Genomic DNA, 18565 nt, shown 5'->3' with positions numbered 1-18565 from the left:
GCTGGTGGGGTTCTTTCTGACATCCCTGTTAAGGAGATCCAATGAATCGTATCTATCGCCGTCTATGGAGTCGCGTCCGTCAGTGCTGGGTGGTGGCCAGCGAACTGGCACCATCGCGCGGAAAGGCGTCTTCCACCGTTCGTGCAGGGAGTCTTGTGCTTCTTTCGTTGCTGGTGGTGCCGACTGCTGGCGCGCGCGAGGATGACGAAGATGACACAGCCTGGTGGGCACGACAGACAATGAGTGCCTTCGTCGCAACGGCTGGCGCCAGCGGGCGTGCATTCGAGACCCGCGCAGTCAATCGTGGCGATGTGTACAGCAACACATCGCGCGCCAACTGGAGTGTCATCGACGGCAAGGAGTCCATGGCACTGGGGTCGGAAGCACGTGCCAGCGGTGAACATAGTCTCGCGGCAGGTATCAGCAGCCGTGCCGCGGGTGCGAGAAGCGTGACGCTTGGGAGCCTCTCGGAGGCATGGGGAGATAACAGCATTGCGCTCGGTCACTATGCCGTCACCGAGAACGGTGGATATGGCACTGCTGTAGGCACCTACAGTAGGGCCAACGGGATTGGAGCAACGGCGCTTGGGCAGAATGCCAAGGCTCAAACCGAAAACTCCATTGCCGTGGGAAGTGGTTCCATGACGGACGCCGGGGCTGGCGTCTCAAAGATTGCCATCGGCGGCAATGCGTACGCGGGCAGTATTGGCTGGACGGGTGCGATCGCACTGGGTGGGGAATCGCGCGCAGAGTACGACGGTGTGGCTGTTGGTTATGGTGCAAAGACATCGGCAAATGGCACTGTGGCACTTGGTCGTGGATCGCTTGCCACAGAGGCCAACACCGTTTCGGTCGGTACCAGCAGCGTGAAGCGTCGGGTGGTCAATGTGGCCGATGCGCGGCTGAACTCGACCAGCAGTGATGCGGTCACAGGCAAGCAGTTGTATGCAACCAACTCCAACGTAACCAAGGCCCAGACCGCAGCCGATGGAGCGAAGACGACAGCCACGGCAGCACAATCCACCGCCAACACGGCCAACACCAATGCCAGCACAGCGCTGGCGAAGGCCAATGCGGTCAGCGGCCTGGTCAGCCAGGTATCAGCAAGTGGCAACGTAAGGCTGGGTGGTGAGAACACCGGTACGGTGCTGGATGTGCGTAACAAGTCCAACGCCGTTCGCAGCATCACCGGCTTGAAGGACGGGGCGCTTTCTGCATCCAGCACTGAAGCCGTGACGGGCAAGCAGCTCAATGCAACCAACACCAATGTGACCAGTGCCAGAACTGCAGCCGATGCCGCGAAGACGACGGCCACGGCAGCGCAGTCCACGGCCACTACGGCCAATACCAATGCCAACACTGCATTGGCCAAGGCCAATACGGTCAGTGGCCTGGTCAGCCAGGTATCGGCCAGTGGCAACGTGCGTCTTGGCGGTGAGAACACCGGCACCGTTCTGGATGTCCGAAACAAGTCCAATGCTGTTCGCGCCATCACCGGTCTGAAGGATGGAGCGCTGAGCACGACCAGCACCGAGGCGGTTACGGGTAAGCAGCTCAACGCCGCCAATGCGAATGTCAGCAAGGCGCAGGCAGCAGCCGACGCAACGGCTGCACGGCTGAATGCCAGTGCGGTGGCACTGGGCGCGGGAGCTGTCGCGGAGCAGGCCAGCTACGGCATCAGTACTGCACTGGGTAACAACGCCAAAGCCTACAACGGCAAGAGCGTCGCCATGGGCGCAGACGCTCGCGCGACGGTGGATGACGCGGGTAACAAGATCAGTGGCAACGGAGGTGTGTCCATCGGTGCTGGCACCCGCAGTGGCAACGGTGCGGTAGCGCTCGGACTAGATGCTGTTGCAACGGGTGATAGGGGCGTTGCTGTCGGTCATGAGGCGTCCGGGAAAGGCACGCACGCAACGGCACTTGGCTTCCAGAGCAACGCGTCTGCCAGCCAGGCGACGGCGGTCGGGCGCGGAGCGGTTGCCAGCAGCCTGTATGCCTCGGCACTGGGTAATCAGGCGAGTGCTACGGCACAGAGCGCGTTGGCGCTCGGTGATCGCGCCAGTGCGACGCATGCGGGCGCGGTGGCTCTGGGAAATGGCTCGGTAACGACCGCAGCCAATCAGGTTTCCGTGGGCAATGGCTCGTTGAAGCGCAAAGTGATCAATGTGGCCGACGGCGCCGTGGATACGTCTAGCAGTGATGCCGTGACTGGCAAGCAGCTGCATGCGACCAACACCAGCGTGGCTGCTGTGAAGGCGACCGCAGATGGTGCGCAGGCGCGGGTGGCGGCACTGGATGGTCTGGTGGGGCAGGTGTCGGCGAGCGGCAACGTGCGCCTGGGCGCTGACAACACCGGCACCGTCATCGATGTGGCTAACAAGACCGGCGTTAAGCGCAAGCTGCAGAATCTGGCCAACGGCGTGCTCAGCGCTTCCAGCACCGATGCGGTAACTGGGCAGCAGCTCGATAACACCAACAGCGAAGTGACCAGTGTGCGCACGGCGGCAACCGCGGCGAAGACGGCGGCCGACGCTGCCCGTGGCGTGGCCGATGGCGCTGTGCTGAAGGCTGATGCCTTGGGCGGACTGGTGGGGCAGGTATCTGCGAGCGGCAGCGTTCGCCTGGGTGCAGAGAACACTGGGACCATCGTGGATGTCGCAAACAAGAGTGGTGCCAAGCGGCGCATCTACAACATCGCCAACGGAGCGTTGAGCGCGGGCAGCACGGATGCGGTGACCGGGCAGCAGCTGTTTGCAACCAACGCCTTGGTGGAGACGCAGCGGCAGGCTCTAGCCGGGCATGCGCAGCAGCTGACGAATCAGGACGGGCGTATCACAGATAACCGGCTCGAGCTGGATGCGCTGCGTGCGGACTTCGATAACTTCGATCCGGATCTGGATGGCGTTGTTAAGTTCAGTGTCGATCGCAGTCTGGTGGATATGGAGGGTGCGCGCGTATCGGGCGTGGCGGCGGGGGATATAAGTTCTGCGACCAGCACGGATGCTGTGAATGGTGGTCAGTTGTTTGCGACCAATGAGCGCGTCAATGCAATCGAGAGCGCTGGAAAGTTCCTGAGTATTGGAAGCGACAGCCTCAGCGAAGCCGCCAGATCGGGTTCTTTGGGTGTGGCCATCGGTGATTCGGCGCAGGCAAGCGTTGAACATGAGGGAGGAACCGCAGTAGGTGCATATGCCAACGCGGGTGGCAAGAACTCTGTAGCCCTCGGTAGAGGGGCACTTGTGGAGAAGGGGGCGGAGAGTTCTTTCGCGCTCGGTGCCGGTTCGCGCGCAGCGGCAGTTGAAACAACGGCGGTTGGCGCGAATAGTAGGGTTGAAGCAAGTGCGGCCAGGTCCGTCGCCGTGGGGGCTGGATCAATTGCAAGGGAGTCTGACACCGTCTCCTTTGGAACGAGTCTGTACCAGCGCCGGCTGGTGAATGTAAGTCGAGGTATCGCAGAGGGGGACGTCTCCACAATCGCGCAGCTCAACGAAACTCTTGCCGGGCTGGGTGGCGGTGCAGGCTTGGATGCTTTGGGGAACGTTGTCGGGCCAGTCTATAGCGTGCAAGGTGGCAAGCAGAACAATGTCGGAGATGCCTTGGCTGCACTCGATGGTGCAGTGGTCAGGTCAGAAAGTCGCGTAGATGGCCTCGAAGGTCAGCTGCGTGCGACGTTCCAACAGTCACCCTCGACCCGGGTGGATGGAGTTGGCCAGCTGAATCTGACAGGCGCGCAGGGCATGGTTCTATCGAACTTGGCCGATGGGCGTATTGCTGAAGGTAGTCGCGATGCAGTGACTGGTAGCCAGTTGTTTGAGGCGAGGCAAGATATCGCGCGCAACCGTATCCATCTGGAGGAACTGAAGTCGCGTGGTTTCATGGAGGCGTCAGATCCTGATGGCGTGGTCGACTTTGGGGGCTCTCGTCTAACTGGAGCCGCCAAGGGACGCATTGATGGCGACAGCAGCGATCTTGTCAATGGAGGTCAGCTGCATGAGACGAATCTTCGTCTCTCGAAAGTTGAAGCTGATTCGGCCTGGCTTGCGGTGGGCACTGACGACCAATCACGCGGGGCAGTTGCTGGGGCGCTAGGTGTGGCTCTTGGTGGTGATGCAGTTGCTGGTGGAACCGGAGCGACAGCTCTAGGGAGCTACGCCACGGCGGAGGCGACCAACTCCATTGCGCTGGGCCGGGGGGCTTGGGTTTCAGAGAGTGGCTTCTATGGATTCGCCGTGGGAAGTGGATCCCGTGTCAACGCGAGATTCGGTGTTGCTATTGGTGCAGCTAGCCAAGTCCTCGGCGGCGCTGACGGTAGTGTTGCATTGGGGGCTGAGTCTGTCGCGGATCAGGTGGGCACAGTTTCTGTTGGCAATGACTACCTGAAACGCCGAATTGTGAACGTAGCCAACGGCCGCAACGCCAACGACGCAGCCACCATCGGCCAGCTCCGCGGCGCCCTGTCCGCCCTCGGCGGCAACATCGACGCCAACGGCAACGTCACCACCCCCGGCTTCAACGTCCAGGGCCAGCATCAGAGCACCGTCAACGACGCTCTCACCACCCTCGACGCCGCCGTAGTCATCACCGGCTCCCGCATGGACCGCGTCGAAACCCAGCTCCGCTCGGTCTTCCAGGAAACGCCTTCCACCCGCAGCGACGGCACCGCCCTGCTCACCCTGGCCGGCGCCAACGGCATGGTCATCTCCAACGTGGCCAACGGCCTGATCGCCGCCGGCAGCCGCGAGGCGGTCAACGGTGGCCAGCTGCATGCCGTACAGCAGCAGCTCAATGGCCGCATGGACGGGCTGGAGCAGCGCGTCGATGGCAAGCCGCAGGCACGTGCATTGGCTACGGCTTCGGCCGCGCCGACCGAACAGGTCACGCCAACGCCGGAAGCCAGCGATTCGCCGCAGGTGGCCTCGGCAGGCGAGGGCACGTCGCCCACGCCTCAGCCGAAGTCGAAGCAGGACGACACGCCGTCGCCCACGCCGCAGGTCGATACCGCTGAACTGGAGAAGATGCTGGCCCGCGCCAACGAGTACACCGATGGTGCCATCAGCAACTTCGAGCGTCGCCTGGACAAGATGGACAAGCGCTTCAACCGCATGGCGGCGATGAGCAGTGCGCAGACGGCGATGGCCATGAACACCGCTGGCCTGGCCACCTACAACCGCCTCGGCGCGGGCGTGGGCTATGCCGAGGGCGAGTCGGCCATGGCGGTGGGTTACCAGCGCGTACTCAACGACAAGGGCTCAGCCACCTTCAGCCTCAATGGTGCGTTCACCAACAGCGGTGAGCGCAGCATGGGCGTGGGTGTGGGCATCGGCTGGTAAGCCATGGCGCCCCGGTGTGGTGCGCGTAACGAGCCCCGCCGCGCCGGGGCCATTGCAGAGGAAATTGCGATGTATAGCTTCATGAGCCGTTTCATGACCTACCGGCGCTACTACGTCTGGCGCGCCCGCATCCGCTACGTCACCCACGACATGGATACGTGGACGCTGGCGTGCCTGGTGTTGATGATCTGCATGGGGCTGATGGTGTGGGGGTTCTGGCGCGTGGTGAACGTGCCGCAGCCGCGCATCCATCCGGAAGCCGCCGCCGTGCGGGTGGAAGTGCTGACCGACGAAGCGATCCATCGCATCGTGCTGGTGCGCCACGGGGGCACGACGCCGGGTCATCCCTTCTACAGTGCCGCGGAGATCCGCGGCAGCACCCAGCGCACGCTGCGGGTGCGGCAGACGCTGCAGGACCCGGTACCGATGAAGCTGCAGGCGGACATGTACGCGGATATCGCCGATTACATCAACGCTACCGGTGCCTGCATGCCCTTTCCCTGCCGCCGCGTGAGTTTCCGCATCGAACAGCTGCAGCGGTCGGGGCACGAGAGTGCTGTACGCAACAAGGCACTGGCCGAGATCCTGCAGGTGCCGTGGTACCTGGTACCGAATCTTGATGGCGAACGCATGCGCGTGCGCAGTGGTTGGGCGGATGATTTCCAGGACGTGTACTCGCACGCCTGGAACCTGCATGACCTGCAGAAGATGCATGCGCGCATGATGGCCGAGTACCCGTACCGTGCTGCGGTGCCGTGGCTGGCACGATTGGCAACCCCGTCCGAGGAAAAGCTGATCTTCCCGTAGAGCCGAGCCATGCTCGGCTGCTCTCCGCGCGAAATATGGCGGCCCTGAGCCGAGCCGAGCGCAGGCTCGGCTCTACCTCGGTCAGCCGCCGATGTAGGCGGTGATCTCCGTCTCGGCCAGCAGCTGCCGCAACTGCGTGGCCGACGCCCGCCGCATGGGTTTCTCATCCACCGGCGACAGCGGTGCCTGGCGCAGGGCGTCGTAGGGCAGCACGGCCAGGTCGAAGGTCAGTTCTTCGGCGCTGAACACCCACACCGGTACGTCCAGGTTGCGCTCGCGGTCCAGCCGCAGGCGCCGCGTGCGCGATTCGGCGGGGATGCGGTGCTCGTCCAGGAAGCGATGCACGGCCTCCGGGTCGTCACTGTGCAGATGCAGTTGCACGGGGCTGTTGGCGTCGGCGGTGCCGTCCAGCACGGGGCCGGCCAGGCGCGGTGAGAAGCCGTGCAGGAACTCCAGCGCGCGCAACGCGGACTCGCGCCGCCGCTGCAGCTCGTTGCCGTGTTGTGGGCCGGAAAACAGCCGCTGGTACTCGCGCAGGGCCTGTTCGATCTCGACGTTGCGGGGCAGCGAGGCATCGTCGTGGATGCCGAGGCGGCTGGCGGCCTTGAGTTTGGCCTGGTGGAAGTCGCGGATTCCGCCTTCGGCCATCAGCCGGGCGGCTTCGTGGGCGAGGCGATGACGCCGTTCGCGGGTCTGGCTGGCAGCATGCTGGTGAGCGCGGTGCATGCGATGACTCCCTGTTGCGACCTGGCCACAGACTAACGCAGGCATGTGACATCTGCGTGGGTATTTGACGGAGGTGTCAACGAGGGTTGGCGTTTACCCGAGCAAGAGGGTGCCGTTGATGCTGTAGAGCCGAGCCTATGCTCGGCTGCTCTACCGCGGGCCCCCGGAGCCGAGCATGGGCTCGGCTCTACAAAGGGCAGTGCCAACCAACGGTTGGCACCCACCGAACCTGCGCCTTTAGAAGATATCGAACGCGGCCGCGTCGGCCTGCGGGGTGCTCTGCAGGTTGAGGTCGTAGTCGGTCAGGCGGTCCATGTCTTCCACCTTCACCCACTCCACCGCACCGTTGAGGGTGGCCTGGACCATGCCGCTCGGCGGTTCGTTCTGCGCGATCGGGGTGTCCTTCAGCGCGGTGCGCATGTAGTCGATCCAGATCGGCAGGGCCGCCTTGCCACCATATTCGCGGTAGCCCAGCGAGCGGAAGTCGTCGCGGCCCACCCACACGGTGGTCACGTACGGGCCGCCGAAGCCGGAGAACCAGGCGTCACGGTGATCGTTGGTGGAGCCGGTCTTGCCGCCCACGTCCTCGCGGCCGAGCACCTTGGCCTGGGCGCCAGTGCCGCGCTGGACCACGTCGCGCATCATCGACACCAGCTGGTACGCGGTACGTGCGTCGATGGCACGCGGTGCGGTACGCGCGTCCGGGTTGACCGGTGCGGCCGGCGTTTCGGTCTTGGCTTCCGCCTTGGCGGCGGCGGTGGCGTCAACCTTGGGTGCCGGGGCGCCGAAGTTGAAGCCATCCACCACCTGGTTCACCGGCTGGTCGCTGCTGCCAGCGCAGTCGCGGCAGGCCATCGCCGGGTTTTCCTTGAACACCAGGTTGCCATCGCGGTCGAGCACCTGGTCGATCAGCCAGGTGTCCACGCGCGAGCCACCGTTGGCGAACACGGCATAGCCACGGGCCACCGACAGCGGCGTCAGCGAGGCAGTACCCAGCGACATCGACAGGTTCGGCGGCAGCTCGGATTCGGCAAAGCCGAACTGGTTGATGTACTTGCGCGCGTAGTCCACGCCCATGCCATCAAGCAGGCGCACCGAGACCAGGTTGCGCGACTGCACCAGCGCTTCACGCAGGCGCATCGGGCCACGGAAGCCGCCGCCGTCGTTCTGCGGCGCCCAGGTCTTGCCGCGGCGGTCGCGGAACACGACCGGGGCGTCGAGCACGATCGAGGCCGGGTTGTAACCCTTGTCGAAGGCGGCCGCATAGACGAACGGCTTGAAGCTCGAACCCGGCTGGCGACGGGCCTGGGTGGCACGGTTGAACTTGTTGCCGGAGAAGCTGAAGCCGCCGACCAGCGCCTTCAGTGCGCCGCTATGGGCGTCCAGCGAGACCAGTGCGGACTGGCCGCGCGGCAGCTGGTCGAGCAGCCACTCGCCCTCCTTGGCACCGGCGCGCACGCGCACGATGTCGCCGCGCTGTACCAGCTTGGCCGGGCTCTTGTTGGCCCACTTGGCGGCACCGGCCGGCAGCACGATCTCGCTGCGGTTGGCCAGTACCACAGTGGCACTGCCGTCGGCGCCGGTGCTGGCGACGATCGCCGGCAGCAGGCCGGACTGCGAGAACGTGCCGCGCAGGTGCTCGGCCAGTGCGGCGGCATCATCGCCGGCACCCAGCTGCACCTGCTTTTCCACACCGTGCCAGCCGTGGCGATGGTCGTACAGCAGCAGGCCGTCGCGCACCGACAGGTTGGCGGCGGTCTGCAGCGTCGCGTCGATGGTAGTGGTGACGTGGTAGCCCTTGTTGACCACGTCGCCGCCGAAGCGGGCGATCATTTCCTGGCGCACCAGCTCGGCCACGTAAGGCGCATCGACCTGCACCGGCGGCTCATGCGCGGTGGCGTGCATCGGCACGGCCTTGGCCGCGTCGGCCTCGGCCTGGCTGACGAACTTCAGGTCGGCCATGCGCTGCAGCACATAGTTGTCACGGCGCTGGCGGGCGCGCTCCGGGTTGGAGATCGGGTTGCCCGAGGACGGGAACTTGGGGATACCGGCCAGCGAGGCCATCTCGTCCAGGTCCAGTTCGCCCAGCTTCTTGCCGTAGTAGAACTCGGCGGCGGCGGCCACGCCGTAGGCGCGGTTGCCGAAGAAACTCTTGTTCAGATACAGCTCGAAGATCTCGTCCTTGCTCAGCTCGGACTCGATCTTGCGCGCCAGCAGGATCTCGGCCAGCTTGCGGGTGTAGCTGTACTCGGAGCTGAGGAAGAACTGGCGGGCCACCTGCTGGGTGATGGTGGAGCCACCGGGCACGCGCTTGTCGTTGGTGGTGGCCAGCAGCCACACCGCGCGACCAATGCCCTTGTAGTCCACGCCGCCGTGCTCGTAGAAGCGGGCATCCTCGGTGGCCAGGAACGCCTGCTTCAGCTTCTCCGGCACGTCCTTCATGGTGATGGGGGTACGCCGGGTCTCACCGAACACCGCCATCAGCTTGCCGTCGGCAGCGTAGACGTACATCGGCTCCTGCATTTCCACATCGCGCAGGGTCTGCACGTCGGGAAGCTTGGAAGAAACGGCGTAGTACAGGCCGCCAACGGCGGCCGCTCCGACCAGCGCCAGGACCAGGACAACAAGAAAGATCCAGCGCAGCCAGCGGCGGAGACGGGTCATCGGTGTCAGATTCCGATTGCGAATTTCGTGGTCGCAGAGTATAGATTACGCAAGGTGGCGGCTGGGGCCGGCACTGGGGAGTGCAAGGGGACGCCAGGGGCTGCGTGTTCATCCTGTGAGGGATGTCACAGCAGGGCGGTTGCCATTTGCTAAGAATACGTTATTAATGCGCGGACGCAGCTCTTGCGTCCAAGTGCCCGTCGGCAGGGGAGAAACCGTGGGGCTCATCCCAAAAAGTCAGTCGCCGCTCATTGGCGTCGACATCAGTTCGACTGCGGTAAAGCTGTTGCAGCTTTCCCGCAGCGGCAACCGTTTCCGTGTGGAACATTACGCCGTGGAACCGCTGCCGCCGAATGCGGTGGTGGAGAAGAACATCGTCGAAGTGGAGGCCGTGGGAGAGGCCATCCGCCGGGCGATGAACCGTTCCGGCAGCAAGGCCAAGCTGGCCGCTGCGGCCGTGGCCGGTTCGGCGGTGATCACCAAGGTGATCCCGATGCCGGCCGACCTGGACGAGAACGACATGGAAGCCCAGATCGAGCTGGAAGCGGTCAACTACATTCCGTATCCGATCGAGGAAGTGAACCTGGACTTCGAGGTGATCGGGGCGATCCCGAACAACCCGGAAATGGTCCAGGTGCTGCTGGCGGCCTCGCGTTCGGAAAACGTTGAACTGCGCCAGTCCGCACTGGAACTGGGCGGCCTGCAGGCCAAGGTGATGGACGTGGAGGCCTTCGCGGTCGAGAACGCCTTCGCCCTGGTGGCCAGCGAGCTGCCGGTTTCGGCCGAGGGCGTGGTTGCGCTGGTCGATATCGGCGCCACCATGACCACCCTCAACGTACTGCGTGGTGGCCGCAGCCTGTACAGCCGCGAACAGGTGTTCGGTGGCAAGCAGCTGACCGACGAGATCATGCGCCGCTATGGCCTGAGCTACGAGGAAGCCGGTCTGGCCAAGCGCCAGGGCGGGCTGCCGGAAAGCTACGAGATGGAAGTGCTGGAGCCGTTCAAGGAAGCCACGGTCCAGCAGATCAGCCGTCTGCTGCAGTTCTTCTATGCAGGCAGCGAATTCAACCGGGTCGATCACATCGTGCTGGCTGGCGGCTGTGCTGCCCTTGCAGGCCTGCCGGAGATGGTCGAGGAACAGCTGGGCGTGCCGACCGTGGTCGCCAACCCGCTGGCACAGATGACCCTGGGGCCGAAGGTGCAGGCGCACGCGCTGGCCCAGGACGCCCCCGCGCTGATGATCGCGACCGGTCTGGCGCTGAGGAGCTTTGACTGATGGCGCGCATCAATCTATTGCCCTGGCGCGCCGAACGGCGCAAGCAACGCCAGCGCGAGTTCGGCATCATGCTGGGTATGGCCGCCCTCGGTGGCCTGCTGCTGTCGCTGTTGATCTGGTTCTACTACGACATGCAGGTCAGCGGGCAGAACGATCGCAACGCCTACCTGCAGACCGAGATCGACAAGGTCAAGGAGCAGAACAAGGAAATCGACCGCCTTGACGAGCAGAAGAATCGATTGCTGGCCCGCAAGGCCGTGATCGAGCAGCTGCAGGCCAAGCGCTCGCAGATGGTCCACCTGTTCGATGCGCTGGTCCGCACCATCCCCGATGGCGTGGTGCTCACCGCCCTGCAGCAGGAAGGCGACGTGCTGACGCTGGAAGGCCGCACCCAGTCCAACGCCCGTGTCTCGGCCTACATGCGCAACCTGGAAGTTTCTGGCTGGATGACCAATCCGGAGCTGGCGATCATCGAGGCGCGTGAGCCGGACAAGGACAAGGAAGGACGCGCGACCGGCCCGGTGGCTGACATCAAGGCGTTGCCGTACGTGTTCAAGGTCAAGGTCAAGCTGCCCGCGCAGAGCGAGGAAGCAGCGACCACTCCGGGCCTGAACCCTGATGGCAGCGTGGCCGGCACCGCGCCGGTGGCACCGACCGTCGCACCGCTCAGCGCAGGGCCCGACGCCGCAGCGCCGGCTGCTGCCGCACAGGCGCCGGGATCTATTCCGGCACCGGCAGCCACGCCTGCAACTGCTCCAGCACAGGCCCCGGCACCGGCGGCAACGCCTGCACCGGCCAAGCCCGCGCAGGCCGCACCCGCACCCAAGCCTGAGGGCAGCCGCCTGGCGCAGCCGCCGCAGGCCTTCCACGCCCCGCTGCAGGGGGATCGCGCATGAGCAAGAAAGTCGACATCAAGAACCTGGACTTCAACGACATCGGCAACTGGCCGAGGAACGCGAAGATCGTGTTCTGCTCGTTGATCGCCCTGGTCATCATGTTCGTGCTTTGGATGCTGCTGGTCAGCGGCAAGCGCGAGGAGCTGGCCGGTCTGGAGTCGCGCGAAACCGAGCTGCGTGCCGAGTTCACCAAGGAACAGGAACGCGCGGTCAACCTGGAACCGTTGAAGCAGCAGCTGGCACAGATGGAGCAGGTCCTGCAGCAGATGCTGCGGCAGCTGCCGAGCAAGACCGAGATGCCTGACCTGATCATCGACATCTCGCAGACCGCGCTGTCCAGCGGCCTGTCCAACGAGTTGTTCGAGCCGGAGCAGGAGCAGATCAAGGAGTTCTACGCCGAGAAGCCGATCAAGCTGCGGATGGTGGGCAGTTACCACCAGTTCGGTGCCTTCGTCAGCGGCGTGGCCTCGTTGCCGCGGGTGGTGATCCTGACCATGCACGACATCAACCTCAAGCCCAAGGACAAGACCGGCGGCAACATCCGTGCCGGTGCGCTGGAACTGTCCGGTACGGTCAAGACCTACCGTTACCTGGATGAGGCCGAGGTCGAGGAACAGCAGAAGGCTGAAGCGGGCAAGGAGGCGAAGAAGTGATCCGTTCCTTCATTGCACGTGGTGGTATGGCGTTGACGGTGCTGCTGCTGGCCGCCTGTGGCCGTGGCGTGACCAGTACGCCGGGTGATTCACCCAACCTGGAAAAGTGGGTCGAAAGCGAGCGTGCGCGACCGGCGCAGCCGCTGGAGCCGCTGCCGGTGATGCAGCAGTTCGAGACCTTCGAGTATTCCGCGCAGGGCATGCGCGATCCGTTCACCGATGCCTGGACCAACCCGCAGCAGGGGAATGGGGGACTGCGGCCAGATCCGAACCGGCGCAAGGAGCCGATGGAAGGCTTCCCGCTGGACGCGCTGGACATGGTCGGCACCATCGGAACAGGCGCCGGCACCGTGGCGCTGGTGATGGGGCCGGACAAGGTGACCTACCGGGTGCGTCCCGGCGGTTACCTGGGGCAGAGCGACGGGCGGGTCACCGCGGTCTTCGAAGACCGCGTGGAGCTGATCGAACTGGTGCCGGATGGCGCGGGTGGCTGGCTGGAACGTCCAGCAACGCTCGCGCTGGAAGATCAATGATCGTTTACTGGGGATAGCACGATGACCTTTCACCAAGCCAAGGGGCTGCGTCCCATCCGGCGCTCTACCTTGAACCGCATCAGCGCGCTGGGAGTCGCGTTGATGCTGGCCTGCGCTCCGGCGCTGGCCGCCGCACCGTCGGAAAAACCGACCGGCACGGCGCTGGCGGCGACGCCGGCCGCTACGCCGGCAGGCCTGTCGGTCTCGCGTATCGACTTCAAGCGTGGCGATGACGGCGCGGGCCGCCTGATCCTGCAGTTCGATGGCCAGGGCGCCATGCCCGACCTGCGCAGCCAGGGCAACAGCGTGGTTGTCGATGTCGGCAACGCACGCCTGCCGGCCAATCTGCAGAAGCCGATGAACGTCACCGACTTCGCCACCCCGGTGCAGCGCATCGATGCCAAGCCGTCCGGGGCCGGCACCCAGCTGGTGCTGAGCACGGGCGGTCCGGTCGAGTCGCTGGCCTACCAGAGTGGCAACGAGTATGTGGTGGAGATCAGCCCACGGCAGGCGCAGGCCGCTGTTGGCGCAGTCACTGCCGGCAGCGTGACCCAGGCCGCCAAGGGTGTGCCGCAGCGTGGCTATGCCGGCAAGCCGGTGACCTTCAATTTCCAGGACGTGCCCGTGCGCACCGTGCTGCAGTTGATCGCCGAAGAGTCGAATCTGAACGTGGTGGCTTCCGATTCGGTGCAGGGCAATGTGACCCTGCGCCTGGTCAACGTGCCGTGGGACCAGGCGCTGGATATCGTGCTGCGTGCCAAGGGCCTGGACAAGCGTCGTGACGGCAGCGTGGTGTGGGTTGCGCCGCAGTCCGAGCTGGCCAAGTTCGAGCAGGAGAAGGAAGACGCGCGCATCGCCATCGAGAACCGCGAAGACCTGGTGACCGACTACGTCCAGGTCAATTACCACAGCGCCACGCAGATCTTCAAAGCGCTGACCGAGGCCAAGGGAATCGGTGGCGGTGGTGGCGGTGGCAGCGGTGGTGGTGGCGGTAGTTCGCAGGAAGAAAGTGGCTTCCTCTCGGCACGTGGGCGCATCGTCGCAGACGAGCGCACCAACACACTGATGATCAGCGACATTCCGAAGAAGATCGCGCGCATGCGCGAGTTGATCAGCGTCATCGACCGTCCGGTCGACCAGGTGCTGATCGAAGCACGCATCGTCATCGCTACCGACACATTCGCTCGCGAACTGGGTGCCAAGTTTGGTATCAGTGGCAGCCGTGACAACGTGTACTTCAGCGGCGACCTTGAGGCCAATCGGAAGACCCGCGAATCGCAGGTGGACACCGCCAGCACGAACGCGAAGGCCGAGCGCGACTGGATCGCCGGTGGCCGCGTGGGTCCGCCGCCGGTTTCGGTCGGTTCGGCCATCACCCGCGGCCTGAACTGGAACCTGCCGGTGGCAACGGCCAGCAATCCTGGTTCGCTGGCGCTGTCGATCCTCAATGCCGGCTATCTGCTTGACGTGGAATTGTCGGCCATGCAGGAGGAATCGCGTGGTGAAGTGATTTCCAATCCGCGGGTGGTGACCACCAATCAGCGCGAGGCGCTGATCAAGCAGGGCAAGGAAATCGGCTATGTAACCATCAGTGGTGGTGGCGCCGGTGGTGTGGCCACCCCGAACGTCCAGTTCAAGGAAGTGGTTCTGGAACTGAAGGTCACCCCGACCATCACCAACGACAACCGCGTGTTCCTCAACATGGCGGTGAAGAAGGACGAGGTCGACCAGCTGATCCAGCTGCAGGGCTACGGTACGGTGCCGTCCATCAACCGCCGCGAGGTCAATACCGCGGTGCTGGTGGAAGATGGCCAGACCGTGGTGATCGGTGGCGTGTATGAGTTCACCGACCGCAACAGTGTCAGCAAGGTACCGTTCCTGGGTGACGTGCCCTTCCTCGGCAACCTGTTCAAGAAGCGCGGTCGCAACAAGGACAAGGCCGAACTGCTGGTGTTCGTGACCCCGAAGGTCCTGCGCGTGGCGCGCCAGAACTGAGACGTTGCACCTGTTGCATCCGACCGGGGCCGCCACGTGCGGCCCCGCGTCGTTTGCGCCAGTAGATCCACGCCATGCGTGGATGGGCGCAATGGATCCATGTCATGTCCCCCAAGTAGATCCACGCCATGCGTGGATGGGTGAGTAGATCCACGCCATGCGTGGACGCTGTTCAGCCGTTCTTGATGCCAGCAGGCAGAGGGCCTGCGATGATGTGGGGAACCCGAGCCATCCTGTGCCGGTCAAAGGCCCCCATGAACCTGCCTCCGCCGATGCCCGAATCCATTTCTCCGCCGCCTGCCCCCGCCACCTCGCGCCTGCATGCGGCCTTCAGCAACCTGCGCGACGCGCTGTCGGCCGAGATCGTCGGCCAGGCGGCGCTGGTCGAACGCCTGCTGATCGCATTGCTGGCCGATGGCCATCTGTTGGTGGAAGGTGCGCCGGGCCTGGCCAAGACCACGGCCATCCGGGCCTTGGCGGCGCGGCTGGAAGCAGACTTCGCACGTGTGCAGTTCACCCCGGACCTGCTGCCTTCCGACCTGACCGGCACCGAGATCTGGCGCCCGCAGGAAGGGCGTTTCGAGTTCGTGCCGGGGCCGATCTTCCATCCGATCCTGTTGGCCGATGAAATCAACCGCGCGCCGGCCAAAGTGCAGTCCGCGCTGCTGGAAGCGATGGGTGAACGCCAGGTCACCGTTGGCCGCCACACCTACGCGCTGCCGTCGCTGTTCCTGGTGATGGCCACGCAGAACCCGATCGAGCAGGAAGGCACCTTCCCGCTGCCGGAAGCGCAGCTGGATCGTTTCCTGATGCACGTACGCATCGGTTATCCGGACCAGGCGGCCGAGTCGGAGATCCTGCGGCTGGCCCGCGAGCGTGCCAGGGGTGCGCTTGGCGAGGCCGCAGCGGCGCCGGAAAAACTGCCGATGCAGGATGTCTTCGATGCGCGCCGCGAGGTGCTGGAACTGCACATGGCCCCTGCGCTTGAGCGCTATCTGATCGAGCTGGTGCTGGCCTCGCGCGACCCTTCGCGCTACGACGCGTCGCTGGCGCGCCGCATCGCGTGGGGCGCCAGCCCTCGCGGCTCCATCGCACTGGAACGGTGCGCACGGGCGCGGGCGTGGTTGGCTGGGCGTGATTTTGTCACCCCCGACGACGTGCGTGCCGTGGCTGCCGATGTGCTGCGCCACCGGGTCCTGCCCAGCTATGAAGCCATCGCCGAGGGCTGGGATGGCGAACGCCTGGTGCAGGAACTGCTGGCCCGGGTACCGGCACCCTGAGTGCGCGCATGACCGGCACGACCAACGGACCTGCTCCGGGTACCAGCGAAGGCGATGGTCTGCGACCGCAGCTGGCCGAGCTGGTGGCACTGCGCCGCCTGGCGCAGCGTCCGCCGCCGCCTCGTCGAGGGCGCGCGGGCAGCGCAGGCCAGGCACCTTCGCCGCTGCGCGGACGCGGCATGGAATATGCAGAATCACGCGAGTACGTGGCGGGCGACGACGCGCGCCACATCGACTGGCGCGTCACCGCACGCACCGGGCGCACGCATACCAAACTGTTCCAGGCAGAACGCGAACGGGTCACCCTGATCGTTGCCGATACGTCGCCTGCGCTGTATTTCGGTACCCGCGTACGCTTCAAGTCGGTGCAGGCGGCGCGCGCCGGTGCCGTCGCGGCATGGTCTGCGCAGCGCCGCGGTGACCGCATCGGTGCATTGCGCGGCAGTGATCGTGAAGCACCGATCGCACCGGCCGGCGGTGCGCGCGGTGTACTGCGCGTACTCGATGCACTCACCCGCTGGTACGCGCAGGCACCCGCCGATGACCTCGGCCTGGAGCGCGCGCTGGACCATGCCGGGCGGGTGCTGCGGCCCGGCGCGCGGATGCTGGTACTGGCCGATCCGCAGCAGGCGATCCGCATTCCGCCAGCGCGCTGGAGCGCACTGGCCCAACACCATGACCTGAGTCTGCTGCTGCTGGTCGATCCGCTGGAGCTGCAACCGCCGGCGGCCCCCTTGCAGTTTCTTGCCGCACAGCAGCGCATCGGCCTGGACCTGCGTCGCAGCGATGTGCAGGCGCACTGGCAAGCGCATTTCGTCGAACCCCTGAAGCAGTTGCGCAGCCAGCTTGCCGCGCGTCGCGTCGATGTGCAGGTGCTTTCCACCGATGCGCCCAGTGATGCCTGGCTGGCGCCGGCACCGACGGAGGTGCCGGCATGAGTGCCTCCCTGCCACTGCGTGATGTGCAGTTGCCGGCCTCGCCAGCGTGGTGGCCACCCGCACCTGGCTGGCTGATGCTGATCACACTGGTTCTGCTGTTGCTGGCAATCGTCGCTGCGCTGGCCTGGCGTCGCCGTCGTCGCCGCCAACAGTGGATGCGAGTATTCGATCAGGAGATTGCGGCACTGAACGGCGCGCCGTCGGAACTGGCAGCCATCGCCAGCCTGCTGCGGCGTGCGGCGCGTCAGGCACGCCCGGGCAGCGAAGCCCTGCGCGATGACGCATGGTGGCAGTACGTCGACCCCAAGGACACCCTTCCGGCTGCGCAGCGCAATCTGCTGGCCGAGGGGGCCTATCGTCCACACGTGGATGCCGCTGCCGTGGCCGAGGTGCGCACGTGGGCGCGGGCGCGCTACCTGGCGTTGCTGCAGGAGCGCCGCCGATGAGCGCGCTGGCAGCTTACTGGCCGTGGCCGGATCTGCAGCTGGCGTGGCCGCTGGCACTGCTGGCACTACCGTTGCCGATCCTGATGTACGCGTGGAAACGGCGTGCCGACCCGGGCGCGGCGCTGCGCGTACCCTACGCTGCTGCCGAACTGGAAGCACTGGCTGGCGGCGGTCGCATCGGGGTTTCCTGGCTGCGCAGCAGCTTGCTGTGGTTGGCCTGGCTGGCGCTGTGCGTGGCGATGGCGCGGCCGCAGCAACTGGGCGAGGCGATCACCCCGCCGCAGGGAGGCCGGCAGATGATGCTGGCAATGGACGTGTCCGGCAGCATGAGCGAGCCGGACATGGTGCTCGGCGCACAGGCGGTAGAGCGCCTGACCGCTGCCAAGGCGGTATTGGCCGATTTCCTCGACCGTCGTGCCGGTGATCGCGTCGGCCTGCTGGTGTTCGGTGATCGTGCCTACACGCTCACGCCGTTGACTGCGGATCTGTCCAGCGTGCGCGATCAACTGCGCGACAGCGTGGTCGGTCTTGCCGGGCGCGAGACGGCCATTGGTGATGCCATCGCGCTGGCGGTCAAACGCCTGCGCAACCAGCCCGAAGGGCAGCGTGTACTGATCCTGCTGACCGACGGCGTCAGCAACGCCGGTGTGCTGGAGCCCCTGCGCGCCGCCGAGCTGGCGCGTGCCGAAGGCGTGCGCGTGCACACCGTGGCCTTTGGCAGCGACGGTAGTGCGCGGTTCTTCGGCATTCCCGTGGCCGCCGACCGCGACCCGGTGGACGAGGCAACACTGCGCAGGATCGCCGAGATGACCGGCGGCCGCTTCTTCCGTGCGCGTGACACCGACCAGCTGGTCGGCATCTATGCCGAACTGGACAGGCTGGAGCCGATCGCCGCGAAGGGACCGACACTGCGTCCGCGCAACGAGCGCTATGCGTGGCCGCTGGCTGTCGCGTTGCTGCTGGGCGCGTTGGCGTGGGTATGGCCGGAGCGCCGACGATGAGCGCCACCTTCCTGAAG

Annotated in this window: 13 protein-coding genes; 11 read left to right on the top strand and 2 right to left on the bottom strand. The window is 65.3% G+C overall.

Features of this window, described 5'->3' with window-relative positions; translation table 11 throughout:
* Positions 1-41: 41 nt before the first annotated feature.
* Positions 42-5333, top strand: coding sequence for an ESPR-type extended signal peptide-containing protein (locus QOL57_RS08635; RefSeq protein ID WP_089236656.1), 5292 nt, complete (start codon positions 42-44; stop codon positions 5331-5333).
* A gap of 81 nt (positions 5334-5414) precedes the next feature.
* Complete coding sequence (locus QOL57_RS08630; RefSeq protein WP_342351544.1) at positions 5415-6140, top strand: hypothetical protein; 726 nt, start codon at positions 5415-5417, stop codon at positions 6138-6140.
* An 81-nt stretch (positions 6141-6221) separates the two neighbouring features.
* Here the strand turns inward: QOL57_RS08630 and QOL57_RS08625 are convergent, their stop codons facing one another.
* Both QOL57_RS08625 and QOL57_RS08620 read right to left on the bottom strand, forming a co-directional pair.
* Positions 6222-6866: a hypothetical protein gene (locus QOL57_RS08625; RefSeq protein WP_089236654.1), complete on the bottom strand. Its 645-nt coding sequence runs from the start codon at positions 6864-6866 to the stop codon at positions 6222-6224.
* Positions 6867-7103: 237 nt separating this feature from the next.
* On the bottom strand, positions 7104-9530 hold the full coding sequence (locus QOL57_RS08620; RefSeq protein WP_089236653.1) for a penicillin-binding protein 1A: 2427 nt from the start codon (positions 9528-9530) through the stop codon (positions 7104-7106).
* Positions 9531-9747: 217 nt separating this feature from the next.
* On the opposite strand from QOL57_RS08620, the gene QOL57_RS08615 reads away from it, so the two are divergent.
* From QOL57_RS08615 to QOL57_RS08575, 9 genes are all read left to right on the top strand, one after another.
* Complete coding sequence (locus QOL57_RS08615) at positions 9748-10806, top strand: pilus assembly protein PilM (RefSeq protein ID WP_032951624.1); 1059 nt, start codon at positions 9748-9750, stop codon at positions 10804-10806.
* A complete protein-coding gene (locus QOL57_RS08610; protein ID WP_089236652.1) occupies positions 10806-11702 on the top strand; it encodes a PilN domain-containing protein in 897 nt (298 codons plus the stop codon). Before QOL57_RS08615 ends, QOL57_RS08610 begins: the two co-directional genes overlap by 1 nt.
* Complete coding sequence (gene pilO / locus QOL57_RS08605; protein ID WP_089236651.1) at positions 11699-12355, top strand: type 4a pilus biogenesis protein PilO; 657 nt, start codon at positions 11699-11701, stop codon at positions 12353-12355. The genes QOL57_RS08610 and pilO overlap by 4 nt, the downstream gene beginning before the upstream one ends.
* Positions 12352-12888 (top strand): pilus assembly protein PilP, encoded by a 537-nt coding sequence (locus tag QOL57_RS08600; RefSeq protein ID WP_176429831.1) that lies wholly within the window; start codon positions 12352-12354, stop codon positions 12886-12888. Before pilO ends, QOL57_RS08600 begins: the two co-directional genes overlap by 4 nt.
* Before the next feature lie 21 nt (positions 12889-12909).
* The gene (locus QOL57_RS08595; protein ID WP_089236650.1) at positions 12910-14883 is read left to right on the top strand and encodes a type IV pilus secretin PilQ family protein; all 1974 of its coding nucleotides are present in this window, start codon (positions 12910-12912) and stop codon (positions 14881-14883) included.
* Positions 14884-15137: 254 nt separating this feature from the next.
* Positions 15138-16163, top strand: coding sequence for a MoxR family ATPase (locus tag QOL57_RS08590; RefSeq protein WP_089236649.1), 1026 nt, complete (start codon positions 15138-15140; stop codon positions 16161-16163).
* Between the two features lie 8 nt (positions 16164-16171).
* Positions 16172-17101: a DUF58 domain-containing protein gene (locus tag QOL57_RS08585; RefSeq protein WP_089236648.1), complete on the top strand. Its 930-nt coding sequence runs from the start codon at positions 16172-16174 to the stop codon at positions 17099-17101.
* Positions 17098-17547 (top strand): DUF4381 domain-containing protein, encoded by a 450-nt coding sequence (locus QOL57_RS08580; protein ID WP_089236647.1) that lies wholly within the window; start codon positions 17098-17100, stop codon positions 17545-17547. The genes QOL57_RS08585 and QOL57_RS08580 overlap by 4 nt, the downstream gene beginning before the upstream one ends.
* Complete coding sequence (locus tag QOL57_RS08575; RefSeq protein WP_089236646.1) at positions 17544-18548, top strand: VWA domain-containing protein; 1005 nt, start codon at positions 17544-17546, stop codon at positions 18546-18548. Before QOL57_RS08580 ends, QOL57_RS08575 begins: the two co-directional genes overlap by 4 nt.
* The last annotated feature ends 17 nt before the right edge of the window (positions 18549-18565 follow it).

The organism is Stenotrophomonas sp. yr243, assembly GCF_900184195.1.
Lineage (GTDB): Bacteria > Pseudomonadota > Gammaproteobacteria > Xanthomonadales > Xanthomonadaceae > Stenotrophomonas > Stenotrophomonas lactitubi.
Note: the sequence above shows the minus strand (reverse complement) of the source record. Positions and strands in the feature narration are given on the sequence as shown.